At 62.5% G+C, this 26,047-nt stretch carries 27 protein-coding genes; 6 read left to right on the forward strand and 21 right to left on the reverse strand.

What is annotated here, in order from left to right; all coding sequences use genetic code 11:
• Positions 1 to 13: 13 nt before the first annotated feature.
• From GOX53_RS10410 to GOX53_RS10430, 5 genes are all read right to left on the reverse strand, one after another.
• Entirely contained in the window at positions 14 to 1,750 is a 1,737-nt protein-coding gene (locus GOX53_RS10410; protein ID WP_171176007.1) for a sigma-54-dependent Fis family transcriptional regulator, read from the reverse strand.
• 187 nt (positions 1,751 to 1,937) lie between these two features.
• A complete protein-coding gene (locus tag GOX53_RS10415) occupies positions 1,938 to 3,038 on the reverse strand; it encodes an acetoin dehydrogenase dihydrolipoyllysine-residue acetyltransferase subunit (protein WP_171176009.1) in 1,101 nt (366 codons plus the stop codon).
• Between the two features lie 5 nt (positions 3,039 to 3,043).
• Positions 3,044 to 4,051 carry an alpha-ketoacid dehydrogenase subunit beta gene (locus tag GOX53_RS10420; protein ID WP_171176011.1) on the reverse strand — a complete coding sequence of 336 codons (1,008 nt, stop codon included), beginning with the start codon at positions 4,049 to 4,051 and terminating at the stop codon, positions 3,044 to 3,046.
• Positions 4,052 to 4,078: 27 nt separating this feature from the next.
• The gene (locus GOX53_RS10425) at positions 4,079 to 5,062 is read right to left on the reverse strand and encodes a thiamine pyrophosphate-dependent dehydrogenase E1 component subunit alpha (RefSeq protein WP_171176013.1); all 984 of its coding nucleotides are present in this window, start codon (positions 5,060 to 5,062) and stop codon (positions 4,079 to 4,081) included.
• The gene (locus tag GOX53_RS10430) at positions 5,059 to 6,117 is read right to left on the reverse strand and encodes an NAD(+)/NADH kinase (protein ID WP_171176015.1); all 1,059 of its coding nucleotides are present in this window, start codon (positions 6,115 to 6,117) and stop codon (positions 5,059 to 5,061) included. Before GOX53_RS10430 ends, GOX53_RS10425 begins: the two co-directional genes overlap by 4 nt.
• 110 nt (positions 6,118 to 6,227) lie before the next feature.
• On the opposite strand from GOX53_RS10430, the gene GOX53_RS10435 reads away from it, so the two are divergent.
• On the forward strand, positions 6,228 to 7,553 hold the full coding sequence (locus tag GOX53_RS10435; protein WP_171176016.1) for a hypothetical protein: 1,326 nt from the start codon (positions 6,228 to 6,230) through the stop codon (positions 7,551 to 7,553).
• Between the two features lie 27 nt (positions 7,554 to 7,580).
• Here GOX53_RS10435 and GOX53_RS10440 read toward each other — a convergent pair whose 3' ends face one another.
• Positions 7,581 to 8,207 (reverse strand): protocatechuate 3,4-dioxygenase, encoded by a 627-nt coding sequence (locus GOX53_RS10440; RefSeq protein ID WP_171176017.1) that lies wholly within the window; start codon positions 8,205 to 8,207, stop codon positions 7,581 to 7,583.
• A 244-nt stretch (positions 8,208 to 8,451) separates the two neighbouring features.
• On the opposite strand from GOX53_RS10440, the gene GOX53_RS10445 reads away from it, so the two are divergent.
• The gene (locus GOX53_RS10445) at positions 8,452 to 9,594 is read left to right on the forward strand and encodes a serine hydrolase (RefSeq protein WP_171176018.1); all 1,143 of its coding nucleotides are present in this window, start codon (positions 8,452 to 8,454) and stop codon (positions 9,592 to 9,594) included.
• A 118-nt stretch (positions 9,595 to 9,712) separates the two neighbouring features.
• Here the strand turns inward: GOX53_RS10445 and GOX53_RS10450 are convergent, their stop codons facing one another.
• The 15 genes from GOX53_RS10450 to GOX53_RS10520 all read right to left on the reverse strand — a co-directional run bounded on the left by GOX53_RS10450 (position 9,713) and on the right by GOX53_RS10520 (position 20,405).
• Positions 9,713 to 10,219, reverse strand: coding sequence for an SMI1/KNR4 family protein (locus GOX53_RS10450; RefSeq protein WP_171176019.1), 507 nt, complete (start codon positions 10,217 to 10,219; stop codon positions 9,713 to 9,715).
• Between the two features lie 80 nt (positions 10,220 to 10,299).
• Positions 10,300 to 10,821, reverse strand: a complete 522-nt coding sequence (locus tag GOX53_RS10455) for a cupin domain-containing protein (RefSeq protein WP_171176020.1) — start codon at positions 10,819 to 10,821, stop codon at positions 10,300 to 10,302.
• Positions 10,818 to 11,339: a sigma-70 family RNA polymerase sigma factor gene (locus GOX53_RS10460; RefSeq protein ID WP_171176021.1), complete on the reverse strand. Its 522-nt coding sequence runs from the start codon at positions 11,337 to 11,339 to the stop codon at positions 10,818 to 10,820. The genes GOX53_RS10455 and GOX53_RS10460 overlap by 4 nt, the downstream gene beginning before the upstream one ends.
• A gap of 118 nt (positions 11,340 to 11,457) precedes the next feature.
• Complete coding sequence (locus GOX53_RS10465; RefSeq protein WP_171176022.1) at positions 11,458 to 12,402, reverse strand: hypothetical protein; 945 nt, start codon at positions 12,400 to 12,402, stop codon at positions 11,458 to 11,460.
• Between the two features lie 130 nt (positions 12,403 to 12,532).
• Complete coding sequence (locus GOX53_RS10470) at positions 12,533 to 12,712, reverse strand: hypothetical protein (RefSeq protein WP_171176024.1); 180 nt, start codon at positions 12,710 to 12,712, stop codon at positions 12,533 to 12,535.
• Complete coding sequence (locus GOX53_RS10475; protein WP_171176026.1) at positions 12,709 to 12,960, reverse strand: hypothetical protein; 252 nt, start codon at positions 12,958 to 12,960, stop codon at positions 12,709 to 12,711. Before GOX53_RS10475 ends, GOX53_RS10470 begins: the two co-directional genes overlap by 4 nt.
• The gene (locus GOX53_RS10480; protein ID WP_171176029.1) at positions 12,953 to 14,017 is read right to left on the reverse strand and encodes a ferredoxin--NADP reductase; all 1,065 of its coding nucleotides are present in this window, start codon (positions 14,015 to 14,017) and stop codon (positions 12,953 to 12,955) included. The genes GOX53_RS10475 and GOX53_RS10480 overlap by 8 nt, the downstream gene beginning before the upstream one ends.
• Positions 14,014 to 15,168: an aromatic ring-hydroxylating dioxygenase subunit alpha gene (locus GOX53_RS10485; RefSeq protein WP_217351734.1), complete on the reverse strand. Its 1,155-nt coding sequence runs from the start codon at positions 15,166 to 15,168 to the stop codon at positions 14,014 to 14,016. The genes GOX53_RS10480 and GOX53_RS10485 overlap by 4 nt, the downstream gene beginning before the upstream one ends.
• Positions 15,169 to 15,190: 22 nt before the next feature.
• Entirely contained in the window at positions 15,191 to 15,442 is a 252-nt protein-coding gene (locus GOX53_RS10490; protein WP_171176031.1) for a hypothetical protein, read from the reverse strand.
• On the reverse strand, positions 15,439 to 16,032 hold the full coding sequence (locus GOX53_RS10495) for a TetR/AcrR family transcriptional regulator (protein ID WP_171176033.1): 594 nt from the start codon (positions 16,030 to 16,032) through the stop codon (positions 15,439 to 15,441). Before GOX53_RS10495 ends, GOX53_RS10490 begins: the two co-directional genes overlap by 4 nt.
• 1 nt (position 16,033) lies before the next feature.
• Complete coding sequence (locus GOX53_RS10500; protein ID WP_171176035.1) at positions 16,034 to 16,195, reverse strand: hypothetical protein; 162 nt, start codon at positions 16,193 to 16,195, stop codon at positions 16,034 to 16,036.
• A gap of 96 nt (positions 16,196 to 16,291) precedes the next feature.
• A complete protein-coding gene (locus GOX53_RS10505) occupies positions 16,292 to 17,389 on the reverse strand; it encodes a lyase family protein (protein ID WP_171176037.1) in 1,098 nt (365 codons plus the stop codon).
• Positions 17,382 to 18,896 (reverse strand): tripartite tricarboxylate transporter permease, encoded by a 1,515-nt coding sequence (locus tag GOX53_RS10510; RefSeq protein WP_171176039.1) that lies wholly within the window; start codon positions 18,894 to 18,896, stop codon positions 17,382 to 17,384. Before GOX53_RS10510 ends, GOX53_RS10505 begins: the two co-directional genes overlap by 8 nt.
• A gap of 5 nt (positions 18,897 to 18,901) precedes the next feature.
• Positions 18,902 to 19,372 carry a tripartite tricarboxylate transporter TctB family protein gene (locus GOX53_RS10515; protein WP_171176042.1) on the reverse strand — a complete coding sequence of 157 codons (471 nt, stop codon included), beginning with the start codon at positions 19,370 to 19,372 and terminating at the stop codon, positions 18,902 to 18,904.
• Positions 19,373 to 19,445: 73 nt separating this feature from the next.
• Positions 19,446 to 20,405, reverse strand: coding sequence for a tripartite tricarboxylate transporter substrate binding protein (locus tag GOX53_RS10520; RefSeq protein ID WP_171176044.1), 960 nt, complete (start codon positions 20,403 to 20,405; stop codon positions 19,446 to 19,448).
• Positions 20,406 to 20,510: 105 nt separating this feature from the next.
• Here GOX53_RS10520 and GOX53_RS10525 point away from each other — a divergent pair, with 105 nt between their 5' ends.
• The 4 genes from GOX53_RS10525 (at position 20,511) to GOX53_RS10540 (ending at position 26,025) form a co-directional block, all read left to right on the forward strand.
• Positions 20,511 to 21,440, forward strand: a complete 930-nt coding sequence (locus GOX53_RS10525) for a LysR family transcriptional regulator (RefSeq protein ID WP_171176046.1) — start codon at positions 20,511 to 20,513, stop codon at positions 21,438 to 21,440.
• A gap of 134 nt (positions 21,441 to 21,574) precedes the next feature.
• Entirely contained in the window at positions 21,575 to 23,149 is a 1,575-nt protein-coding gene (locus GOX53_RS10530) for a lysine--tRNA ligase (RefSeq protein ID WP_171176048.1), read from the forward strand.
• A gap of 48 nt (positions 23,150 to 23,197) precedes the next feature.
• Entirely contained in the window at positions 23,198 to 23,599 is a 402-nt protein-coding gene (locus tag GOX53_RS10535) for a DUF4864 domain-containing protein (RefSeq protein WP_171176050.1), read from the forward strand.
• Between the two features lie 140 nt (positions 23,600 to 23,739).
• Positions 23,740 to 26,025, forward strand: coding sequence for a glycosyl hydrolase family 28-related protein (locus GOX53_RS10540; protein WP_171176052.1), 2,286 nt, complete (start codon positions 23,740 to 23,742; stop codon positions 26,023 to 26,025).
• The last annotated feature ends 22 nt before the right edge of the window (positions 26,026 to 26,047 follow it).

Consider the following 26,047-nt stretch of genomic DNA (forward strand, 5'->3'; position numbering starts at 1 on the left):
GCTCAGCGGGGGTTCATTGCACGGCCCGGATCTGATCGGGCAAATCGACCGCCTCGATCACATGGCTGTCGTTCAGCGCCGAACACAGCTCGAAAACATTGATCATCTCGCGGATATTGCCGGGCCAGTCATAGGCGCCGAGCGCGGTGACGGCGTCCCTGGAGAACCTCAGCGGTTGATCCTCGCCCACGAGGGCAGACACGCGTTTGATCAGCCAGGCCATGTCCTGCCGCTTGCGCAGCGGAGGTATGCTGAGGACAACGCCGTTGAGCCGGTAAAACAGGTCCTGACGGAATTGGCCGCTGTCGACCAGGAGTTTCAGATCGCGGTGCGAGGCCGACACCACCCGGATGTCCACCGGAACCGGACGGGTGCCGCCGACCGCCATCACTTCGCGCTCGGACAACACCCGCAGCAGGCGGGCCTGCAGGGCGAGCGGCATGTCGCCGATTTCGTCCAGAAAGAGCGTGCCGCCATGTGCCTGTTCGATCAGGCCTTTCTTGCCCTTGGCATTGGCGCCGGTGAAGGCGTGCGGGGCGTATCCGAACAGCTCGCTTTCGATCAGGGTTTCGGGCAGCGCCGCGCAGTTGATGGCCACGAACGGCCCTTTTTTCTTGCGCGACGCATGCAGGGCGCGGGCGACGAATTCCTTGCCGACGCCGGTCTCGCCCTCGATGATGATGCTGATTTGCTTGTCCACGATCCGGGCCGCCTTGGCCGTCAGGGCCGCCATGGCCGGGTCACCGCCATGGGTCTGGGCGAGCGGGGCGGGCAGATCCGTTCGCGACGCCGATTTCGGGGCCCGAACCGGCGCCTGGACATTGGCAAACACAACGTGGCCGTCGCGGGTTTCCATCGCCTGCTCACCGGGCGTTCCGGCCCCGAGAAGACAGGGCAGGTCGTTGAAATCAAAGTCGAACACGTCCTCCAGTGGCCGCCCGATCAGCGTGGCGGGGTCCACCGGTTCATCGCCCAGCGCGCGTGCCATCATCACCATCGCGCCGCGTGTCATGCCCGAGATCGTGCCGTCGGACGAGACCGAAAATGCGCTGTTGGGATCGACGCCCAGAAACTCGGTCGACGAGCTCATCCGCACGATCCAGTCCGACTTGCGATGCGCTTCGAGATTGGCCAGTTCGATCCGGCGCACGCAGGATTTGACCACTTCGAGCGTCAGCGCCTGACTGTATTTTTCCGTGGGCGACATCAGCAGCGAGACATCGAGCACCCCTTTGAGCGCCCCGGTCAGGTCATAGATCGGGGCGGCGGTGCAACTCAGCGGCGTGTGTGCCATGTCGAAATGGTCGGTCTGGTGAACCGTGATCGCATTGCCCGACGAGATGCAGGCCCCGACCCCGCAGGTGCCTGCGGTTTCCTCGCTCCACTCGGATCCGATATAGAGCCCGGCGCGTTTGAGTTCGCGGTCGACTTTTTCGTCGCCGATAAAGTCCACCGTCACCCCCTTGGCGTCGGTGAGCAGCAGCACGTAGCCCATCGAGTTCACGCGGCGATAGAGGTCTTCCATCCCGTAGCGGGCAATCGAGAGCAGCTCTTCTGCCTCTTGCTGGTGCTGGCGCAGCCGGGCCTCGGGCAGGATGATGGCCTCACCCTTGTGTTCGGGGTCCAGCTTGTGGTCGTTGAGGCAGCGGAGCCACGAATTGACCACCTCGGGATCGCGCGAGCTGGCGCCGCCTTCGGCCACGGTGATGATTTCGCGGACATGGCTTTCAAATGCGCTGGCATCGGACATCGCAGCCCCCTCCCCAGGCGGCATCTTCGGGCTCGGGTTGTCTTGGGTGCCAACCCGGGCCGTCACGGACGCGCGTGTTTACCAAATTCGCGGCGAAAATGCGAGTTATGCCTTGGTATGCGTGCGGTGCTGGCGGTGTCTCGCGTGGCCGATCGTCAGTGCGACCGGCCACGCAGGGCAAAGCGGGTCAGAGCAGATCCCGGATCAGGTCGTTGACCTTTGCGGCCTGCTCCATCTGGACCATGTGACCGGCGGCGTCGACCACGGTGACCCTGGCGCTGGCAATCGCACCGGCATGGGTTTGCGGGATGACGGCATCCTCGGCGCCCCAGATGACCTGACAGGGAAGATCAGCGGCCTCCAGAGCCCCGGCGATGCTTTCGGTCTGTTTGCCATCGCTGAAAAGGCTGGCGTTCAGCCCTTCGAGAAAGCTCTGCACGCCGTCCAGCCGTTTGTATTTCAGCAGATCGTCCACCATGGCGCGGTTCACAAGGCTTTGGTCGGCGAAGAGGTGCTGCAGTTTCGGCTTTAGCTCCCGCCGTGTGGCGGCCGCGACGAAGCCGTCAAGATAGTCGCGATTGATCTCTTCGCCCAGACCGGCCGAGCAGATCAGCGTCAGCGACGCCACCCGGCCCCCATGATCGCTGGCGATCCGGCCCGAGATCAGCCCGCCCATGGAATGGCCGACCAGGTGGGCCTTGTCGATCTCTGCATGATCCATGAAGGCCAGCACCGCATCGGTCATCGCCTGAAGCCCCGGGTTGTCGACCGCCTTGATCGACTGACCGTGGCCCGGCAGGTCGATGGCATAGACGGGGGCGGCCTCGGCAATGGCGTCGATGTTGAACAGCCAGTTGTCCAGATCGCCGCCAAACCCGTGGATCAGCAGCACCGGCACGCCGTCCCCTTTGCGCTCGGCATAGCGGACGCGTCCGATGGGCAGATCGGCGAACTCATAAGCCGGGCCGGTGTCCTCTTCTTCTTCGACCTCGGGAACTTCGAAGGCGCTGATATAGGCGTCGATCTCGGCGTCGCTGACGCTTTCGGGCGCCATGACGCCGAGCAGGGCGCGGACGGGATAGACCTCGCCCTCCTGCCCGACGCGCCGCCGCAGCAGGCCGCCATCGGCGGCCTCGACGACATTGGCGATCTTGTCGGTTTCGACATCCATGATCTCATCCCCCGGAGAGATCTCGGTGCCTTCCTCGACATGCCATTCCGACAGGGTGCCCTCCTGCATGGAGAGCCCCCATTTCGGCATGATGATCGGTGTGATCAGATCACTCATTCCCGTCACGCCTCCATCGTCTTGCGGGCCGCATCCGCGATCCGGTCGGGCGACGGGATGTAGAGATCTTCGAGCGAGGGTGAGAACGGCACCGGGGCGTGCGGCGCGGTGACCATCCGGATCGGTGCCTTGAGCGCCGAGAACGCATCCTGCGCCACGCCCGCCGACACATCCGAGGCAATCGAGCAGCGCGGATTGGCCTCATCCACGCAGACCAGCCGCCCGGTTTCCTCGACGCTTTCGATGACGGTGTCCATGTCTATGGGGGACAGGGTGCGCAGGTCGATCACCTCGGCCTCGATGCCTTCGCCCTTGAGCGTTTCCGCCGCCGCCAGAGAATTGGGCACCATCAGCCCGTAGGCGACGATGGTCACGTCCGAGCCTTCGCGGGCCACGTTGGCCTCGCCAAAGGGGATGGCATAGGATTCCTCGGGCACATCGCATTCCGAGGCGTAGAGGTTCTTGTGTTCGAGGAAGATCACCGGATCGTTGTCGCGGATCGACTGGATCAGCAGCCCCTTGGTGTCATAGGCGTTTGACGGGCAGACCACCTTGAGCCCGGGAACATGGGTGAAGATCGGGGTCAGCATCTGGCTATGCTGCGCGGCGGCGCGAAAGCCTGCGCCGCACATGGCCCGGATCACCACCGGCGTTTCCGCCTTGCCGCCGAACATGTAGCGGAACTTGGCGGCCTGATTGTAGATCTGATCCAGACAGACCCCCATGAAGTCGATGAACATCAGTTCCGCCACCGGGCGCAGGCCGCAGGTGGCGGCGCCGATTGCGGCGCCCACATAGGCGCTTTCCGACAGCGGGGTGTCGATCATCTGGTTGGGATGCTTGTGATAGAGCCCTTTCGAGACCCCCAGAACGCCGCCCCAGGCGTCGTCCTCGCCGGGGGAGCCGGTACCGCCGACAATATCCTCGCCCATCATGATGACGGTCGGGTCGCGGGTCATTTCCTGATCGAGCGCTTCGTTGATTGCGTCTTTCATGCTCAGTGTACGTGCCATCTGTTTTCTCCTTTCGTCCCGGACGTGTCAGTAGGCCACGTACACGTCGGTGGTGAGCTGTGTGGGGCCGGGCAGGGGGGCGGCAATCGCCTCTTCGACCGCCTCATCGATCAGGGCCAGAACCTCGTTATCGATGGCGTTCAGTTCGGCGTCGCTGATCACGCCGGCCTCGGTCACCTTGGCGCGGAACAGCTTGATGCAATCGTTGTTCTTGCGGTTTTCCTCGTTTTCGCCGGGCGCGCGATAGGTCTGTGCGTCGCCTTCGAAATGGCCGAAGAAGCGGATCATCTTGCATTCCATCAGCGTCGGTCCGCCGCCCTCGCGGGCGCGCCGGATAATCTCGCCAGCGGCTTCATAGACCGCGAAGAAATCGAGCCCGTCCACGGTGATGCCCGGCATGCCGAACCCCGTGGCCCGGTCGACATAGGAATCCGACGCCACCGCATAATCGACCGAGGTCGATTCCGCGTATCCGTTGTTTTCCACCACGAAGATCGCCGGAAGGTTCCAGATCGCGGCCAGGTTCATGGATTCCAGGACCGTGCCCTGGTTCGACGCGCCGTCGCCGAAGAAGGTGATCCCGACGCCATCATGGCCCAGCTTTTGCGCAGCCAGTGCTGCCCCGCACACCAGGGGAGCGCCGGCGCCCAGAATGCCGTTTGCGCCCATCATGCCCTTGGACAGATCGGCAATATGCATCGACCCGCCCTTGCCCGCACATGAGCCGCTGGTCTTGCCGTAGATCTCGGCCATCATCTCTTTCACGCTGACGCCCTTGGCGATGCAGTGGCCATGGCCGCGATGGGTCGAGGCGATGCGGTCGTGGTCCTGCAGGTGCATCATGATGCCGACGCCCGCGGCCTCTTCCCCGGCATAGAGATGCACGAACCCGGGAATGTCGCCGCGGCCGAAATCGACATGCAGACGTTCTTCGAATTCGCGGATGGTCTTCATCCGCCGATAGGCCTCGAGGAGCCCGTCTTTTTCCAGTGGGAATGGATTGTTGCTCATGTTGTCCTCCCGTGTGGTTGAGCAGTTTGGGGACAGTCTTGTGCCCCGTTGGTCAACAGCCCGTGCCGCGCGGCATAAGCCATGCATTCGGGTATGTTGATGGTGCGGAACGCGTCGACCTGAAGCCGGATGCTGACCTCATCGATTTCGCTGAAGGTCATCTCGCGTTCGCCATCCAGCGCAATCGATCCGGCGGACACGCTGGGCATGTAGATCTGGTCGGGCAGGATGGTCTCGACCCCGCCGATGCCCACCGCTTCGATCAATCCGGGCGCGATGGGCGCGTTGATCGTGTGGTGTGCGCCCTCGAGAGGCCGCAATTGGATGCGCCGCCCTTCGGGGTCGTCGCGTCTGAGCGGTGCCAGCAGCCCCACGATCGAGGACATGCCGATCCCGTCCGGTGCGCCGAACGTGGTGAACAGGTCGCGGAAGTTCTCGGTCTTCCAGATCGCGCGGGCGCCGACAAAGCGTTCGGCGACCACGGCCACATCGACGAGCGCAATCTCACGCTGGTCGTTCACCTTCACCTCAAGTCGCTTGTTGTAGGTAAAGGCATGGGCGCAGGGAATTTGCCGCGTGACGGCCAGCCCGACGGCCAGCCCGGTGATCGTGGGCTCGCGCATCTCCGGGAAGGCGTTGTTGGTGCCGGTTGAAACCCCGGACACCGGAATGTTGCCGCATTCCGAGACCACCACCCGGTTGGTGCCGTCGCCGCCCAGCACCACAATCGCCCCGACCTGGGCCTCGCGCATCATGCGGGCTGCCCGCGCGCTGTCGTCGGAGGTGCAGGTCACCGGCATGTCCAGATAGCTGACCTGCGGAAACCGGGCCTCGCCCACCTTGGCCTCGCGCTTGATCGTGCGCATGAGCTGCGTGCGGATGCCGCCGTTTTCGGGCATGATCAGGACATCCCTGACCCCTGCCGTGAAGAGCCCCGTCAGCAAACGCAGAACGATATTGGCGCGGTCGTTGATCGGCAGATTGCCGGCATGCGAGACGATCCGGCGGATGTCCCGGGCGGAGACAGGGTTGGCGATTATGCCCACTTTTGACACGGCAAGCTCTCCCACTTACCGTATACAAGCAACAACTATGCCAAAGTGCGGTCGGTCGTTGATGTGTGTCATTTGGTGTGGACAGTATCTATTTGTTTTAAGGGGATAAAATGGCGTTTCGTCAGGTTCAGCAGCAGGTCACACAGCAAAAACTGGCGCTGTCGCAGGCAATGCGCACGTCTCTGAACCTGCTGCAGATGGATCCGGGCGAGATATCAGCGAAAATCGCGGCAGAAGCCCGGCGCAACCCGTTTCTGCGCATCCGGTCCGGTCATGGGTCTTCAGGCCGTGCGGCAGATACCTACGACCAGCTTGCGCAATCCGAAAGCGCGGCGCAGATGCTGTTACGGCAGATCGGCTTGATCCGTTTGGGTCAGGATGAGGCGCGGCTGGCGCGCGATCTGGTGTACTGCCTGGACCGGCGCGGGTTTCTGACCGACAGCCCGGACAAGCTTTGCCGGTATCTGTCGGTGGATGAGGGGACTCTGCGAACGACGGTTGCCCGGTTGCAATCATCGGTGGAACCGACAGGGGTTTTCGCGCGCTCTTTGCCTGAGTGTTTTGAGTTGCAGTTGGTCGAACGAAACCGGTTCGATCCGGTAATCGCAAAGTTGCTCGATCATCTCGATCTGTTGGCCGCACGCGATGTCGATGCGATCTGCGCGCTCTGCGAGGTGGACCGGGAAGATGCGGTTGAAATGCTGGACGACATTCGTGCGCTGAACCCGGCCCCGCTTTGCATCTTGGAAAGGGAGGCTGATCCGCTGCGGGGTCCGGACCTGATATTCCGACTGGATGCGGGGCGAGAGATCACCGTCAGTCTCAATCCCGAAGCACTGCCGGACATGCAGGTTGACGACCCGTTCTTTTCGCATCTGCGAGGCACAGAACCCGATGGCGCGGCGTTGAGGTATTACAAGGACTGCCATGGTTCCGCGGCCGCGCTTGTCGCCGCCTTGGAGAAGCGGGCCAACACCCTGCTGCGGATTGGCGGGCATATCGCCGGGGTTCAGAAACGCTTTCTGATCACCGGTCGCCCGTCCGATCGTGCGGCATCGACGATGGAGGGTACAGCGCAAGCGCTTGGGCTGCACAAGAGCACGATCAGCCGGGCGATGGCGGGATGTCTGGTGCAATCACCCCACGGCATTTTGCCAGCCGAGACGTTCTTTGTCCGCCCCTTCAACGCGCAAAGCTCCAACAGAACCAGAGAGCAGATATTGAAGCGGCTGGACTTGTTGATCCGGACGGAAGACAAGGCCAAGCCTCTGTCCGATCAATCCTTGGCCCGGCTTATGGGCAGTGGGAATATGGTGATATCCCGGCGCACTGTGGCCAAGTACCGTGCAGCGCTTGGCCATCCAGGCGCGTCCGGACGACGTATGCGTTCCGGCGGGCCGAAGGGCAAACGGCCTGGCTTGGACCGTGTCATTTGATGTGGCGGCATGGGAAAACGCCCGCCGTTACACCACGACATTCACCGTGGTCTCGGGCCCGTTCTGGCCTGCGGAGAACTCCATCGAGACCGATGCGGCCTGTTTTGCAGACATGCGGCGGTAGAGGCCGTCGCGGTTATTCTCCGGGTGATCCTTGAGATAGAACTGAGTGGTCAGAAGCTCCCGCCTCCTGTCGAATATCTTCACATGTATATGCGGCGTGCGGCCCGGGTAGCGCGCTGGTTTGATGGTTCGGAAGCTGTAGTTGCCGTCATCATCGGTAATGTCGTGGCCGAAGCCCTGAAAGCCCTGATCATAGGCGACGGACCGGTTGTCGCCCGGGTGCAGATATTTGCCGTTCATGTCGCATTGCCAGATTTCAATGCGATGCCCGGCAAGAGGCGCGCCGGCCTTGTTCGTGACCTTGCCCTTCAGGATGATCACTTCACCTCCGGCTTCCCGGACGAGACCGGCGACTTTGACCAGATCATTGTCCACATCCTTCATCCGCATGGACGGCCTTGGGTAAAATGGCCCTTCGGCGGCGCTGGGGGTCAGACCTGCGGCATCTGCCCTGCGTGAGAAGAACAGCCCTCCGACGAGTGCCGTAAATCCAAGAATTGCATGTCGACGCGTCCGGTTGCCGGGTTTCATGACACCCCTCCTTTCATCAGAGGTAGTCAGTTGCCTTGCGATGGCAATGCACTCCCCGGACGCAGCATTCATCTCGGTGTTGCGATGCGACCCGCCAGAGGTGCTATGTGCGACCGGCGCAGGTTGTGCGGCGAGGGCCGCAGAGCGGGCGGGATGGTCGTGGGCGTGGTGATGCCAAAGGTGGCGCGCAGCCGTTGTGTGCGGCAGGTCGGGCATCTATCGTGCCGTTTGAAGGAGGACTGTCATGTTCACCCGGCGCTGCTTTGTCTCTGCCCTGATGGCCATCTGCCTGCCCCTGTCGGCAGCGGCGCAGGAGGTTGCCACCGCGCCCGCCGCGCTTGGGGGTGGCTGGCCGGTTGCGGAGCCTGCCGAGGCCGGGCTTGATCCGGACGCGCTTGCCGCCCTGGTCGAGAAAATCGATGGCGGGGGGATGCCGAATGTCCATGCTGTGCTGATCGAACACAAGGGCCGGTTAGTTTTTGAGCGCTATTGGCCGGGTGAGGACGAAAACTGGGGCCAGCCTCTCGGCCGCATCGAGCACGGCCCCACGACCCAGCACGATCTGCGCTCGGTCACCAAAAGCGTGACCTCGGTGCTTCTGGGCATTGCGCTGGGCGAGACCGCCGACGCGGCGCTCGCCCGCCCGATTGCCAGTTTCTTCCCGGATCGAGACGGTCTCGGCGCCGGGCTGGACGCTGTGACGCTGCACCATGTGCTGACCATGACGGCCGGGCTTGAATGGAACGAGATGGTGGTTCCCTATACGGACAGCCGCAATGATGAGATCCGGCTTTATATGACCGATGATCCCATCGGTCTGGTGCTGGCCCGCGCGGTGCGCGATGCGCCCGGCAGCCAGTGGTATTACAATGGCGGGCTGACCCAGCTTACCGCCGGTGTCATCGAGAACCTGACCGGGGAACCGCTGGACACATATGCCGAAGAGGTACTTTTCGGCCCGCTTGGCATTACCGACTATACGTGGCACCGGTCGATGAACTGGCCGACCGACGGCTCACCCAGCGCGGCGTCGGGCCTGCGTCTGCGGGCGCGGGACCTTGCCAAGATCGGCTCGCTCATTCTGAATGATGGCAAATGGCAGGGGCGCCAGATGGTGCCTGCGGACTGGGTTGCGGCCTCGACCACCCGCCATGTCCAGGACAATCCGTGGGGGCCGCCGGGCGTCTATGGGTATGGCTATTTCTGGTATCCGGGTACGCTGAGGAGCGGGCAGAGGGTGGTCCGCGCAGTCGGGAACGGCGATCAGCGGATTTTCGTGCTGCCCGATGCCGAATTAGCGATCACGGTGTTCGCCGGTAATTACAACGATTTCAGTCACTTGGTTGGCGAACGGATCATGGGGCTGATCATCGACGCGCTGCAGTGACTCAAACCGTGCCAGCCGTGCAGTCTGCATGTCGTTTGAGACATTCTGTTTCGAGAACGTGGTTTTCGCGTTGTGGGAGGCCGTTCTCCGGCGCCGGAATGAGGGCCGGGCGGTTGCCCTACGGGTGATCCGTAAGCGGCGCCAGCCCTTCGATGAAAGCGCTGAAGCTGTTTGCCACGAAACTCAGCGTGGGTGTGTCAAAATCTATCCACAGGCTTTCGTCGGACCAGTGCCATACCCGTCCGGCAACGGGCGCGAGTTCCAGAACCAGCAGGGAATGGCCGTCATAGGTTCCGGCAAGCGGCATGGCGCGGGCGAGACGGGGAGACAAACCGGGCAGGGCCTCGGTCAGTTCATGTTCGGTGTATTTCATCTGTCCGGACTGGATCAGGCTGCCCAGATCATCCTCTTGCGTGACCTGGCGATGCCCGAGGTCGTGCAAGTGGGTAAAGCGGGACGCGGCATCGAGCGGCCATGAGGGAAAGCCATAGGTCGCGACGAAGTTCAGGTAGTCGTCGGGCAGCGCATCACCGGCCCTGGTCCGAAGCTGTGAAATCTCTTCGCGCGTTGCCGGGGTGATGCCGTCCGCGTTCCAGGCAGCGAGCGTTTTCTTGTCGATCTGCATTTTTACGCCTCTCAGCCCCCTCTCGCTGTCGCTACAGGTTTCGGCCGCTGGGGAGAGGGGGGGGGCAGGCAGCAATGACCTCAGATCGGCCCGTGGATGAAGACAAGCGCTGGTGTCTGCGCTGTGATCACCGGGTGCGGCAGGCCGGATTTGGCAAACTGGTAAGCGCCCGCACCGAACTCGCGGGACCCGACCTTGAGCGTTCCTTCCAGAACCACGCAATGCTCGTCGCCGGGGTGGTCGTGTTCCGGCAGGCGCGCTCCCTCGGCCAGTTCCAGAAAATAGCTGATCCGGCCGGACGCCGCATCGGTGTGTACGATCTTGCGCCGCAGACCCTCGCCGATTTCCTCCCATATACCTTCCCCGCGATCGACGGTCCGAATTCCGGGCGCGGTTTCGATCTGCTGCGCAATTGACTGCCAAAGCGAAGCCGGTGGCGGCTGCGTCTCACCGGTTTCGAGCGGCAGAAGGCCGTCCGCCCAAGCCAGCACTTCCTTCTGGAACGCGTCGTCCGGCTGCTCGGGCGCATCGGTCAGCCCGAGGAAATAGGAGGCTGCATCGGGCGGCAGGTCGTCGTCAGATGGGTCGTTGGTATCGTTCATCGTGACAGACACTCCCTTAGTGATGCCAGGCCACGCCGCAGTTGGCTTTTCAATGTTCCAAGCGGCATGTCGAGCCTGGCGCTGAGCTCGCTATGGGTCATGCCGTAGAGATAGGCCAGACGGATCGCGGTTCGAACATGCGCCGACAGCTCGGCGAGGCATTGTTCGAGGGTCAGGCGTTCCTCGGGCGTTGTGTCTGCGGACTTGTAATCGTCCTCGGGCAGGAGGGTCAGTTCCCGGTGCAGCCACGGGCTTGCCCGCAGGCGGTCGATGGCGCGCCGCCGGACGATGGTGCAGATCCAGCCGAGCGCTGAGCCCGCCTCGGGCCGAAAGCGATCCGCGCTGTGCCAGATCGAGACGAAGGCGTCGTGGACGGCCTCTTCGGCCAGATCGTTGCGGGGCAGTATCCGCCGCGCGATGACAAGCTGACGGGAAACGGTGCGGTCATAGAGCGCCCGGAACGCCTCGGGATCACGTGCGGCCGTTCGGCTCAGCAGCTCCTCAATTGTCGTGTGCATCAGACGGCCATTCTCTCATCGGTGGCGACCGGAATACTAGGCTGTATCAGTGAAAATGGCCAGATTGCGGGCCACACCCCGGCCAGGGACCGGGGTGCAGCAGTACCACGAAAGCGGCTTATTTCCGGCACCGGAAGATGAAGCGCCGGGCGGTGCGGAAGGGGTTGTTGGCGTCGCCGATCAGGGTAGCGCGCTCATTGGTCATGCCAAGCGCACGGGGCCTGCATCCGGGACCGCAGCGGCGCGCGGCCTCCAAGAAGGCGTTGCGCATGGCATCGGCGAGGGCCGCCTGTTCGGTGACGCCGCTTCCGCCGACGATGATCCGGAATTCCCCTTTTGCGGCGCACGGGTCAACCGGCGCGGCGGGGGCCGGAGGCGCAGGTGGCGCACCGGGTGTGACTGCCCCGCCGGGTTGCGAGCCACCGGGTTGGGAACCACCGGGAAGCTTGGTACCGCCCTGTCCGCGCCGGTCGATCAGGACGAGGACATTCACGATGGTGATGACCAGCGCCTCGGCATCGCGGCGGCGCAGCAGGATGACCACGATCACCAGAATGATGATCACCTTGATCATGGTCGGCGGGTGCAGCCCGACCTCGGCCAGGGGAACGCCGAACGAGGTCAGGCATTCCACCAGTTCGGCCCGTTCAGGCGTCGATTTCACCTTCGTGGCGGATGGCGTCAGTTCCAGAACCCGAAAGAGCCGATCTTCGTTCTGGCCGAGAAAACCCATCATGACGGCCAGATCGTCCATGTCGGGCAGGGACACGGCGCCACTGGCCGCGTCGTCGGAGAACACCTGTACGAGCGTACCAAGCGTGTCGACCGCAGGCGCGATGCGGTCTTCGATGTCCGCCAGCGCCCCGTCATCGGGTTTGGCGGGCCGCGCCAGCCGGTCGTTGAACGCGCCCACCGCGGCCGAGAGCCTTTCGGCGGCGACGGTAACCCCGACATCGCTGTCATCGTCGAAGGACAACAGCTTGAGCGCCTGAGAGAATTTGGTCGCGTGCTTGCACAGCGCCGTGATCGACGGTGGCACGACGGCGTCGGTTTCAATGGTCATCTTTAATTCCTTTCTCAAAAAATGAAGCGTTTCTGGACGCTCCACTTACTGGATCGGAAGAAACTGACCGGCAGATGCAGGAATAACGGAAACGTTACCCGAGAGCTTCGAAAAACGGTCTGGGCGGGGCTCAAGGGTTGTGGTCGGAGGGGTTGAGGCTGCTTTCGGAACGGCGGTTGTGCAGTTCGGCGGCCTCGGGCACCGCAACGGAGAACAGGATATAGGCGATATAGGGAATTGAGGGCACCAGCAGCCATGGGAGAATTGACGCCAACGCGCCGATATCGGTGGACCAAAGCGCTCCTGTCATGACAACGGAAGGTAGCAGCAACAGGAGGGCGCCCCACCAGGTGAGATAGCTGCCACCTTGACCGTCTTGCCGATCACGATGCCTGCGGCCAGCGCTGTAAGCGAGACGAGCCAGATGGTGACGAAATCGGTGTAGAGCACCTCGCCATATGCGCCGAGCGTGAAGCTTAGGCGCCAGGTCGCCAGGGTGAGGCCGATAGATGCGATGAAGAACGTACCGGCCTCGTCGCCTTTGACGCGGTTAGTCATAGCTGAGCGACAGGGCTTCCGTTGTCGGCAGAGATTGGCAGGTCAGGATCGCCCCTTTTGCGATGTCCGCGTCCTCGAGTGCCATGCGGGCACGCATGTGGACATCGCCTTTGGTCAGCTTGGCGCGGCAGGCGCCGCAGACCCCGGACTGGCAGGAGAACGGTGGTTTAAGGCCAGCGGATTTGGCCGCGTCGAGAACCGTTTGCCCCTTGGCCACGTCGATTGAATGCCGGGCGCCGCCGAGCGTGATTTCTGCCGTTGCGGCCACGCCTTCAACGCTGCTGTCAAGCTCTGCCGCGCCGCCGTAGCTTTCCATGTGGATGCGGCTGGCCGGCACGTCGAGTGACATCAATGCGGCCTTGACCGCCTTGTTCATCCCGCCCGGCCCGCAGATGTAATACTGCGCGTCCTGCGCATAGGGCGGGTTCTCGGCGATCAGTGCCTCGATCGCGTGTTTGTCGATGATGCCCTTGCGCCAGTAATCGGCGGAGGACCAGAAGCCGGGCTTGGAAAAGACGTGATGGACCGTCATCCGGTCGGGGTTGGTTTCCCAGACTGTGTTCAGCTCATCCTGCAGCAGAACGGATTTTTCGTTGGTGTTGCCATAGGCCAAATGCGCGACGGAGTTGGGTTCCGCCGCCATGACCGAGCTGAGCATCGCATAGAGCGGGGTGATGCCCGAGCCCGCGCCAAAGAAGTAATGCGTGCGCCGCGCCGTTGCGCCGGGATCGAGGCAGAACCCGCCGAAGGGCGGCATCACGTCTATCACGTCGCCCTTTCGCACAGTGTCGTTGATGTGATTGCTGATCACGCCGTCCCGGACCCGCTTCACGGTGATCCGCAGCGGGTCGCCGGTGAAGGGCGAGGACGAGATCGAATAGCTGCGGCGCTGTTCCTCTCCGTTCACCATGAAGCGGAACGACAGGTGCTGGCCGGGCCGACAGGCGAAGGTTTCACGCAGGGCGTCGGGCACGTCGAACATGACCGTCCTGGCCATGCCGCCGATTTCCTCGCGGGTGTCCAGAACGGTCAGCGGGTGGAAATTGCGCGCGCTCATCTGGCGTCTCCCAACCATTCCAGAACGACCTTCTGGTGATCGACCACGGGGCTTTCGCCAACGGCGGCGGGGCCGACCTCAAAATAGGGAGACTTCAGCGATTTCTGCTGTTGTTCGCAGGCATAAATGTCCTCGCCGGTGAAGTCGCCCGCAACCATCGGGTCATCCTCGCTCATGGCGTCATGGGCTTCGTATTTTCCGCTGAGGCCGAACTTGGCCCAGAAGTTCGAGGACCGCATTTCCTGCTTGGCAAACTCCCAGCCCGAGCTGTTCGATACCCGCCCCCGGTTGCTGACGCGAGTCAGTTCAGGGCCCAGCGGTTCGACAATGAAGATGTTCCAGCCATCTTCCGACCCGGCCAGCCCGATGCCTGGAAACAGCATCGGTACCCAGGCGCCGTTCATGTCCTCGGGGATCACCCGTGGCGCAATGAGCTTGCTTTCCTGATCCTTCAGGAATGCCTCGGCCGGTGGCTCCCAGAACATGTAGTGGGGGCCTTCCCAGTGGTATTTCGCCGCCTTGTGGTCATACATCTGCAGCGTGTTCGAATGCAGATGGCTCAGGTGGTAGACGTCGATGTAATTCTCGACCACCACCTTCCAGTTGGCCTTGATCTCGTAGCTGTTGTTCAGCTCTTCGTATTCGACCAGTTCTTCGGGAATATGCGGGCCGATATGCGGCTCTGCCGGCCCGAACCATTCGGCGACGGAGGGCGCGTTGGGGTCGGGGTGCACAAAGATCATCGACTTCCAGATGTCGACCTTGGCGGGTTTGAGGCCCAGGCAGGATTTGTCGACCTGACCGAATTCTTCCTGTTCTTCGGGCACCGAGATCAGGTTGCCTTCCAGATCATAGGTCCAGTCGTGATAGGGGCAGGTCAGCGCCTTTTGCGTCTTGCCGACGGCGCGGATCAGTTGCGTGCCCCGGTGGCGGCAGATGTTGTGAAACGCGCGCAGGCGGCGGTCGCGGCCCATCACGATGAAGATGTTGTTCAGCCCGGCCTGAACCGAGATGTACTGACCGGGTTCGCTGACATCCTCCATGAACCCCGCGTAGCGCCAGGTTTTCGAGAAGATGTCGCGCATTTCACGATCGAACCACTCCTGCGAGGTATAGGCCTCGACAGGCAGCAGGTGCAGCATTCGGGTCATTCGGGTACTCCTAAGATTGGTGTCAGCCCCAGCCGGGCAGAACATCGGCCATCACCAGCAGGATGCCGAAGACGGTCCAGGCGATCAGGATCAGCCAGTACAGGACCGGATCTTCCTCCCGCGTTACGTCCGACAACAGGAACGCGTAGCCCGTGTGGTAACTCTGGACCGTCCAGTAGAGGAACAGCAGCCCCCAGAGGGACTGATAGCCAAGTGCGGTTGTCCCCATCAGCGCGGCGAAGGCGATGTAGTTGAGTGCGCGGGTCTGGGTCATGATGGATCGTCCAATCCTTCCAGTAGGTTACGCGCGAGGGTGTGTGCGGTTTGCGTCCAGTCCTGCGGCATGTTCAGCGGTGCCAGAGACGCCACGTTAAGGTACAGCGCGATGATGCCATGGGCCGCGGCGTCGACGGCGTGATGGTCGGCTTGCGGGTAGTTCTTGCGCAGCACTGCGGTGATCGCGGCCTCGAAGCCCAGCAGGGACTCGCGGCAGGCGGCGCGCAGGTCCGCGTCTTCGGCAGCGCGCGCGGTCAGCGCCGCAAATGCCAGCACCATGTCCGGAGACGACCCGGCGGTATTGGAAAACAGAAAATCGACCAACGCCGCGCCGGGTTTGTCCTCGGGCAGGGCGGCGATCAGCGTCTCGGTCTGTTCGGCAAAGCTCTGCAGCACATAGTTCTGTAGCGCTGCAATCATCTCTTCGCGATTGCCCAGATGATGCCGGATCAGCGGGCGGGTCAGCCCGGCCTCGGCTGCGATCTGGGTCAGAGAGGCGCCCTCCAACCCGAAGCGTGCCACACATCGCACCAGCGCCTGCATGACCTGCGCATAGCGTTCGTCACGGTTTGAAGGACGTCCAACCATGTCAGTTCCGGTATTTCAGCCGCAATGTCGATACGGCGCCGCCACCGGTGGTGACTGCCGCATCCTCGAATTTCGACGACAAGCCGCGGCGTCCCATGGCGGCAAAGGTTGCGCATCCAGTGGCAGCAAGGGCCGCCATTACGGTGGGTTTTAAAGATCGCATCAGGCCACCTTAAGTTGTCATATGTGACAGCATTTAGGTTCGCAGAAATTAATTGTCAATGGTGACAGTTTAAGGTGGCCTGATGCGATCTCTACGCTAAACGGCTGTTGCTGTGACCGACGCATGGCACCGCTCTGCCATCTTTTCGGGATGGAAGGTCAGCCCCTCAAACAATGCCTGTGCCCAGTGCAAAGCCCCGGAGGTCAGCAGGAACACCTCAGGCACGATCACCCATTCTCCGATCCAGGCGCCGCCGGACCTTTCGTGTTCGTGCAAGGTGAATTCTCCGATCTGTTCGGCTTTCTGCCGGCCCAGACGGGACACTGCCTCCATGAACTCGGAGGCCCGCTGATTGCGTTTGTGGCGCATGGAGGAGGAGGCGCCCTTGCCGTTGGTATGTGCTTCCGAAACCTCGGCAATGTCGGACGATGACAGCAGATTTACGTTGTGGGCGATCTTGCAGAGCGAGGCGCAGAGGGCACCGAGCGCGGTCACCACATCCGCTATTCCGTCGCGGGCATTCTGCCAGTGCGGATCAACCGTGCCAAGCTCGAGCCGCGCCGCAACCGCGGCTTTGACCCGTTCTCCTGACCCGTTCTCATAGCCGCGCAGATCCCCGACCGGGCCGCCGATCTGCACGTTGAGGCCGCGGCTGGCGGCCTGTTCCAACGCCTCGAGGCGCCGCGCCAGTTCAGAGCGCCACACGGTCAGTTTGGTTGCCAACCTCATGGGAACCGCGTGCTGGCCATTGGTGCGCCCCAGGACCATGGTCGATGGATGGGCGCGGATATGGCCGTCCAGCAGGTTGATCAGCCGGGCGGTGCCGGTCTCAATTTCGGCAAGGCCGAGCTTCATCTGCATGACCATGGCCGTATCCATGATGTCCTGCGTAGTTGCCCTGTGATGCACGTGGCATCCGTGTTCTCCAACCAACACCCGAAGCTGCTTCACCAGCCCCACGATGGGGCGCCCGACCAGATCCATCTCGGCGGCCAGTGCTTCGGTGTCCAGATCGGAGATGCCCACCGTTTCGATGGCAGCGGCCGCGCCTGCGGGGATCAGATTCAGATCGGCCTGACAGCGGGCAAGGACCTGTTCGACCTTGAGCCAGGCGGCGATGGTGGCATGTTCGGACCAGATCCTCCGCATTTCGGCAGAAGAGAAACAGTTGCGATAGATCCGGTAGTCAAGCATCGCCAAGCCCCCCTTCGGCGATCCGGCGTTCTTTCATGATCGACCGGATGCGCAAGCCTATGGCGACAAGCCCGAGCAGCAGGAAACCGGCGGCGATGGGACGTTCGATGAAGATGAGCGCGCCACCGTCGGACATCAGCAGTGCCTGACGGAACGTTTCCTCGGCCCCTTTGGCCAGCACGAACGAGATCACGAAGGCCGCGACGTTGAAGTCGAACTTGCGCATCAGCCAGCCCACGAAACCGGCGAAGGTCATGACGGTCACGTCGAACATCGACCCTCGGGCGGAATAGGCGGCGACAAAGGCGGTCATGAAGATCAGCGGGTAGAGCACGTTGACCGGAACCTTCAGGATCAAGCGCGCGACCTGTGTGGCGCCGAAATAGCCGATGATCCCGTAAGCCAAGATCCCCAACATCCCGCAGGCAAAGAGCTGATAGACCAGTTCCTTGTCCGTGAAGAACAGGGTGGGGCCAACCTGAATACCGTGGATCAAGAAAACGCCCAGCAGGATGGCTCCGATGGTCGAGCCCGGGATGCCGAGGGTCAGAAGCGGCGCCATCGACGGACCGGACACCGCGTTGTTGGCGGCCTCGGGAGCGGCGACGCCCTCTAACGCGCCCTTGCCCCATTGCTCGGCGTTCTTGGCGCGGCGCTTGCCCTCGCCGTAGGAAATGAACGCCGCGATGGCCGAGCCGAGCCCCGGCAGAACGCCGATCCCCGCCCCGATGAACCCGCCCCGGACGGCGTGTGGGATGCAGGGTTTGTATTCTTCGTAAGTGAGGCTGTGCCCGGCGGGATCGCTTTCGTTTTCCCGGACTTCGCCTTTTGCCATCTTGCGCTCTTCGAGTTGGGCAAACACCTCGCCCAGCACGAAGACACCGATCATGAGCGGGACCAGGCCGATGCCGTTCGACAGCTCGAATGAGCCGAACGTGTACCGTTCCTCGCTGGAGATCGGGTCGAGGCCGACCATGGCCACGAGGATGCCGAGCAGGGCCGAGATCAGGCCCTTGGTGACGGATTTGCCGATCACCGACCCGATCACCACGAAGGCCGCGAAATAGATGGCGAAGGTCTCGGGCGGGCCGAGCTTGAGCGCGATGGCGGCGATGAACCCGACGCCGATCACAAGCATGACATCCCCCATGAAATCACCGATGACCGATGAGATCGTCGCGACCTTCATCGCCTTTCCGGCTTTGCCGGCGCGGGCCAGTGGATAGCCGTCGATCTGCGTCGCGGCACTTGCCGCCGTTCCGGGTGTGTTGAACAGGATCGCGGCAACAGAGCCGCCATAGCGCCCGGATTTGCCGATCACATAGAGGAACGCCAGCGCAAAGAGCGGCGACATGTAAAATGTGATGGGCAGGAGCATCGCGATGGCCGCAGAGGCGGTGAGGCCGGGCGTGGCGCCGACGATCATGCCGACGGCAGCCGCCAGAACGATGGCGAACAGAAGCGTCGGATCGGTGATGACCGACAGAAGGGCGGGAAAGATCTCCATTGGGTTTACCCCCGGAACCAGTCGAGCAGGTCGAACACCTCGCCATAGGGCGGGAAGACGCCGAGCAGCTCGAAGAAGATGATGTGGAAGATGAGCGGGCAGGCGATCATGGATACGGCCAGCCCGATCCAGTTGCGGACGCCGAAGATGTAGAGAACCACGGGTGCAACGATGGCCGTGGGCAGGACATAGCCAAACCAGCGGAAGGATTGCTGATAGATCAGCGCAACCGCGAACAGGATCAGGATATCCAGCGTACCAGTGTCACGCTCTTGGGCGATGTCGGGGCCTGTCTGCGTGGCGCGGAGCCCGCTGAGTAACACCAGACCGGACAGTACCAGCAGGGCAACCGAGGCCGCGAAGGGCACGATCCCTGCCCAGGTGTCGCCGGGGCTTGCCGCAGGCACCTGCCAGGCACCCCAGATCGCGATCAGAGACAATAGCGCGAGTACAATTCCTTCGACCATATCCCGCATGGCGTCCTCCTTCGGAAACACTTGAGATGAGAGGGTTGGGCCGGAGCTGATGTCGGCCCAACCATCACCCGGCTCAGTTGTTCAGGGTCTCAACCAGCGGAGCGGCATCCGCTTTCATCGCTGCCAGTGCGGCCTTGGCATCAGCCCCACTTGCATAGACCGGGCCAGTGCCGCGTTCGGCCAAAAGCTCTGCAAATTCGGGCTTGGCGGCAATCTCGGCCAGTGCCGTTTCCATGGTGGAAATGACCTCGGCCGGTGTGCCCTTGGGCGCGAACACGATCACGGGGGACGACACGGCGGCGAAGGGCACGCTCAGCTCGCCGAATGACGGAACATCGGACATGATGGTGTCCCGGTCGGCGCTGTTGACGGCCAGGGCACGCAGTTGCTCTTCGAAGCCGCGAAGCTGCTGCACTCCGAGGAAGCCGAAATCGGCCTGCTCACCGATCAGGGCCGCACGGGTCGGGCCGCCGCCTTTGAAGGGGACATCCTGCGCCTCGATCCCGTTATTGGCCAGGAAGCCGAGACCGCCCACATGGTGGAATCCACCGCGACCGGAATGAGCCCAACGCAGCGAACCGGGGTCGGCCTTTGCCGCGTCGATGACATCCTGCACGGTCTGATAGGGGCTGCCCGTCGGCACCATCAGCGAGGTGCGCAGCTGACCGACCTGTGCGACGAAATCAAAGCTGTCCAGTGCGTCGATCTTGGTGTCCCGCGTCATGGTCGAGAGCAGGAACGATCCGCCTGAGGTCATCATCATCGTGTATCCGTCAGGCCGGGCCCCGACCACCGCATTGGCGCCATTGAGCCCGCCCGAGCCGGGCTTGTTCACGACGACGACCGGAACGTCCAACACGCCTTCTGCGGCGGCAGAGATGGCACGCGCATAGGCGTCGGTACCGCCGCCGGCCTTGTAGGGAACGACCAGGTTGATGGGGCGTTTTGGCCAGTCAGCCGCGTGGCCGGCGGTGGTGGTCGCGACCAGCGCGGCTGCCGCTGTAACAGCACCAAGGAATGCTCTGCGTTTCATTTGGGCTCCTCCAAAAATAGTGACGCAGCCTTTCTAGCAGGCGCTTTCATTGTGATTTCTGCAAATATAGCATCTAATGCTGCAAATTGATAAAGAGTCGGGATCATGAACATCAAAGCGCTTCGGGCCTTCCGCTACGCCTTTTCCGAGGGGTCGGTTGCCGCCGCCTCTGAGGTCATGCATTTAAGCCAGCCTGCCATCAGCAGATTGATCAGCGGTCTTGAGGCAGAGCTGAAGCTCAAGCTGTTTGACCGGAGCGGGCGCAGCCTGTCCCCCACCACCGAAGGGATCGCATTCTACCGGGACGCGGGCCGTATCCTCGACAATCTCGACGAGATTCCCCGCATTGCCGGGGAAATCCGGGCGGGCCGGACCGAAAGCCTGAGGATCGTGACGATGCCCAGGGTCGCCCAGTTTTTGTCCGCGCCCGCCGTGGCGCAATTCAGTCAGGATTACCCGGATGTCAACGTGACCCTCGATGTGCGGGCGCGTCGCGAGGCCGGAAAATGGCTGGCCGGGCAGGAATACGATATTGGCATCGCGGCCCTGCCGGTCAGCCATCCGGATATTCGGACAACACCGCTGGTCCGGGTCCGGGCATTGGCCATTGTGCCGAAAGATCATCCATTGGCGGATGCGGATAAAGTAACCGCCGATCAGCTCGCCAACGATACGGTAATTCGCCTGATGCACGGGCTGCTGCTGCGCGATCAGCTGGATGACACATTCAACTCGGCAGGCGTGACGCCGCGCAAAACGCACGAAGTGTCCGCATCGCAACTGGCTTGCGCTCTGGTCGCGGAAGGTGCGGGGATCACGATTGCGGATGAGATGGTTGCCCACCTATTTCGGGACCGGGTCTCGGCGGTTCCAATCGAACCCGAGAGATGGATGACCTTTGGTTTGTTGTTGCCGAAGTCGCAAAAGCCCAACGAGGTGGCAGACCGGTTCAGGGAGATTCTGGCCTTACATGTCGAGCGCGTGTGCTCGTCAAGCGAAACCATGCACAGCCTGATACCAAGGCTAGCGGGTTGATCCGGCCTCGGTTAGCGGGCACTCGGGTGGGGAAACTGGCCGCGCTTTATTGACTCATGCTGCACTGGCACAATAGGAGGGGCCGGGCCGGTTGCATGGGGTGACCGGCGCCGCTTTTCCCGATGGAGACTGACATGTCTGAACTGCGTGAAACCGCCCTTGCGTCAAAGGCCTGGCCGTTTGAAGAGGCGCGGCGGGTGCTCAAACGCTATCAGAAATCTCCTCCGGAGAAGGGCTATGTGCTGTTTCAGACCGGTTACGGTCCCTCGGGCCTGCCGCATATCGGCACATTTGGCGAGGTGGCGCGGACGTCGATGGTGCGCCATGCGTTCGAGCAGCTGAGTGACATTCCGACCAAGCTGATCTGTTTCTCGGACGACATGGACGGGTTCCGCAAGGTGCCCAGCAATGTGCCGATGCAGGAGGAGTTGAGCCACGACCTCCATCTGCCGCTGACCAAGGTGCGCGATCCGTTCGGCACGCATGAAGGTTTTGCCCAGCACAACAATGCGCGGCTGTGCGAGTTCCTCGACAGTTTCGGGTTCGAGTATGAGTTTGCCTCGGCCACCGAATACTACACCTCAGGCCGGTTCGACGAGATGTTGCTGACCGCGCTGGAGCGGTTCGACAAGATTCAGGAGATCATGCTGCCGACGCTGGGACCGGAGCGGCGTGAGACCTATTCGTGTTTCTTGCCGGTTTCGCCCAAGACGGGGCATGTGCTGCAGGTGCCGACGCTGGAGCGCAATGTCGAGAAAGGTACTATCGTCTATCAGGAGCCGGATGGCGAGACCGTCGAGATCCCGGTCACCGGCGGTAACGTCAAGATGCAGTGGAAGCCCGATTGGGCGATGCGCTGGGCGGCGCTGGGTGTGGATTACGAGATGTCGGGCAAGGACCTGATCGACTCGGTCACGCAGTCGTCCAAGATCTGCCGGGCACTGGGCAAGCAGCCGCCTGAAAGCCTGAGCTATGAGCTGTTCAACGATGAGCTGGGGCAGAAGATCTCCAAATCGAAGGGCAATGGCTTGTCGATGGAGGAGTGGCTGACCTATGCCGCGCCGGAAAGCCTGTCGTACTTCATGTATCAGAAGCCGAAGACGGCCAAACGGCTGTATTTTGACGTGATCCCGAAGGCGGTGGACGAGTATCACCAGCAGTTGCGCGGCTATCCGGGGCAGGAGCTGAAGGCGCAGCTCAATAATCCGGTGTGGCATATCCATGGCGGTGACGTGCCCGAGAGCAATCTGGTGGTGCCGTTTGCGATGCTGCTGAACCTGGCCTCGGTGTCCGGGGCAGAGGACAAGGATGCGCTGTGGGGCTTTATCCGCCGCTATGCGCCGGAGGCCAGCGCCGAGACGCATCCCGATCTGGATCAGGCGGCGGGCTTTGCGGTGCGGTACTTCAACGATTTCGTGAAGCCGACCCGCCAGTTCCGCGCGCCGACCGATCAGGAGCGCGAGGCGCTGGAGGCGCTGAAGGCCGAGTTGCAGGCCTATGACGGGCCGCTTGAGGATGAGGCGCTGCAATCGGTGGTCTATTCCGTCGGGCGCGAGCGGTTCGATCCGATGCGGGCGTGGTTCACGGCGCTTTACGAGGTGCTGCTGGGGGCCAGTCAGGGACCGCGCTTTGGCGGGTTCATCGCGCTCTATGGCGTGCCCGAAACCATCGCCTTGATCGACAAGGGGCTGGCAGGCGAGTTGGCCTGATTTGACGCCGATCCGCATGGGGCTACCTGACGCCGAGGAGGGAGCCCCATGCGTCATTTGTTTATTGCAGTGTTTCTGAGTCTTGGTCTGGCGGTGTCCGCGCAGGCCCAGAGCGATGAGATCGAGGCCAATATCCGGGCCCAGATCGAGGCGTTCAAGGCGGATGATTTTGTCACCGCCTTTACCTTTGCCAGCCCGAGCATCCGCGACATTTTCCGCACGCCTGACAATTTCGGAGCGATGGTGCGCAATGGCTATCCGATGGTTTGGCGGCCTGCCGAGGTGGAGTTTCTGGAGCTGCGCGAAATCTCCGGCGCGCTGTGGCAGAAGGTGAGGATCACCGATGCGGACGGCGCGGTTCACGTGCTGGATTACCAGATGGTTAATCTGGAAAGCGGCTGGAAAATCAATGGTGTGCAGATACTGGAGGCGCCGGGCGTTGCCGCCTGAGGCAACGCCACCGTGACGGTGGAGTGAGGCAGGCTTAATCCCTTTCCCGTACCCAAGGGCCCGCGTTCGGGTGCGACCCGGACCCGGGAACGGATGCGTCTTGGCAGGTGGTCTGCGGCGCGATTGGGAAAGGGATTTGGATGAACAAGGCAATCACCGACGGCATCGTATTCACGCCGCCTGCGTTCAAGAACGGTTTGTCTGTCTGGTCGAGCGGTGACGGCACCGCCGGGTCGGACACCTATGCGGGGTCGGGCATCGCGGCTTATGTGCCGGCGGATGCGGATTTCGGCGGCTGTCTGGAGCTGCAAAAGATCAGCTCGACCCAGAAGCTGCGCTATATGGGGCAGACGCCGCTGCTGCCGGGGTGCTATCTGCAGATCAAAGCGCGGGTCAAGGCGGTCAGCGGGCCGCTGCCGAGCGTGCGCATTGCCGGATGGGCTGGGGGCGCGGGCGATGTGCATGTGGCGGGCCTGACCGAGCAGGGGTCGGCGGTGGCGCTGACCAATTACGGCGAGGTTTTCGAGGTGACGGCGATTGTCGGCACCGGGCACCGGAACGGTGTGGACATGCCTTGGGGCGCGGCGGCGATCTATGGGCATTTCGGTCTGAACCTGGAGGGGCCGAACGGCTCGGTCGTGCGGATCGACGATATCGAGATCGTCGATGCGACCGGCGTGTTCCTGCGCGACATGATCGGCGTGGTGGATGTGCGCGATTACGGCGCGCGCGGTGACGGGGTGACCGACGACTCGGCGGCGTTCGAGGCTGCCGATCAGGCCGCCGAGGGCCGCAAGGTGCTGGTCCCGGCGGGGACGTATCTGCTGGCCGAGACGGTCAGCATGAGTTCCGAGATCGAGTTCGAGGGCACGGTGACGATGCCCGATGACAAGATGCTGCTGCTGACCAAGAACTACGACCTGCCGACATATATCTCGGCATTCGGTGACGAAGCGCTGGCCTTTCGCAAGGCGTTTCAGGCGCTGTTGAACAACTCGGACCATGAATCGCTGGATCTGGGCGGGCGCAAGGTGGCCGTGACCGGGCCTATCGACATGCAGGCCGCAGTGCCGAACAAGACTGGCTATTCCACCCGCCGGGTGATCCGCAACGGGCAGTTCGATGTGCTGAGCAGCACCGCCTGGGACACGCAGACCTATACCTCGCAGGCGACCTACAGCCCCAGCGATGCGCTCAAGCTTACGAACGTGGCCAATATCGCCAATATCCCGGTTGGCGCGCTGGTGCAGGGCGCCGGTGTCGGGCGCGAGGTCTATGTGCGCTCAAAGAACGTGGGGGCCGGTGAGATCACCCTGAGTTCGCAGCTTTTTGATGCGGCCGGAACGCAGACCTTTACCTTCAGGGATTTCAAGTATCTGTTGGATTTCAAGGGATTCAACGGGCTGTCGAAATTCGGCATGGAGGACATCGAGTTCCAGTGCAACAGCCGGTGCAGCGCCATCCGGCTGGCGCCGTCGGGGGCGACGTTTGTTCTCAAGAACTGCTTTATCAGCCGTCCCAAGGATCGCGGTATCAGCTCGATCGGAACCGGGTGTCAGGGGATGCTGATCGACGGTTGCCAGTTTCTGTCCGCCGAGGATGCCGAGACGGTTCCGAACCGCAGCTCGATTGCGCTGAACGCCAATGCCAACGACATCAAGCTGCGCCACAACCGGGCGACCCGGTTCCGCCATTTTGCGGTGCTGAGCGGGACCAACAACATGGTTCTGGGCAATCACTTCTTCCAGGGCGACAGCGTGGCCAATGGCACCCGCACCGGCGGGCTGGTCCTGACCAGTGATTTCATCGCATCGACCGTGGCCGAGAACTATGTCGACAACTGTTTCATCGAATGGACCAACGAGCATACGGCCTCGCCCGATTTTGTGACCGGGTTCTCGTTCAGCGCGCTGAGCATTACCGACAACATCTTCATGTCGGGTGATGTGGCGCCGTGGTTCAGCTATATCGTGGTGCGGCCCTACGGGACCGGGCATTTCCTGAACGGGCTGAGCGTGACCGGCAACAAGTTCCGTTCGACCGATGGCAAGATCGACCGGGCCGAGCGGGTGGATACGACCCATGCCGGTCTCGACTATGGCCGGTTTGTCAACGTGGTGTACGAAGCCAACACCTACCACAACGTGACCACCCATGCGGTCAGCCCTCTGCGCCTGAAATTCGCGCAGAATTCGGCGGCGAAGACCTGGACCATCGGTTCCGGCAACCGGCTGCCGTTCTGGGGCCGGGCGCGGGGCTGCGACAGCGTGGTGGCGGTGGCGCCCTTGCTGGCCGGCGCCAACGCGGTGCGTTACCAGGCCCCTTATGTGCAGTTGCAGCAGGGCACCAACAAGGATCAGATCCGTCTGAACTGGTCCGAGGCGTTGAAAGGCGAAGTGTCGGTGATCATGCGGGTCGATGGTTAACGGAAAGGGGCAGGCCGTGTAT

Source organism: Ruegeria sp. HKCCD8929 (assembly GCF_013031405.1).
In the GTDB taxonomy this organism is placed as follows: domain Bacteria; phylum Pseudomonadota; class Alphaproteobacteria; order Rhodobacterales; family Rhodobacteraceae; genus Ruegeria.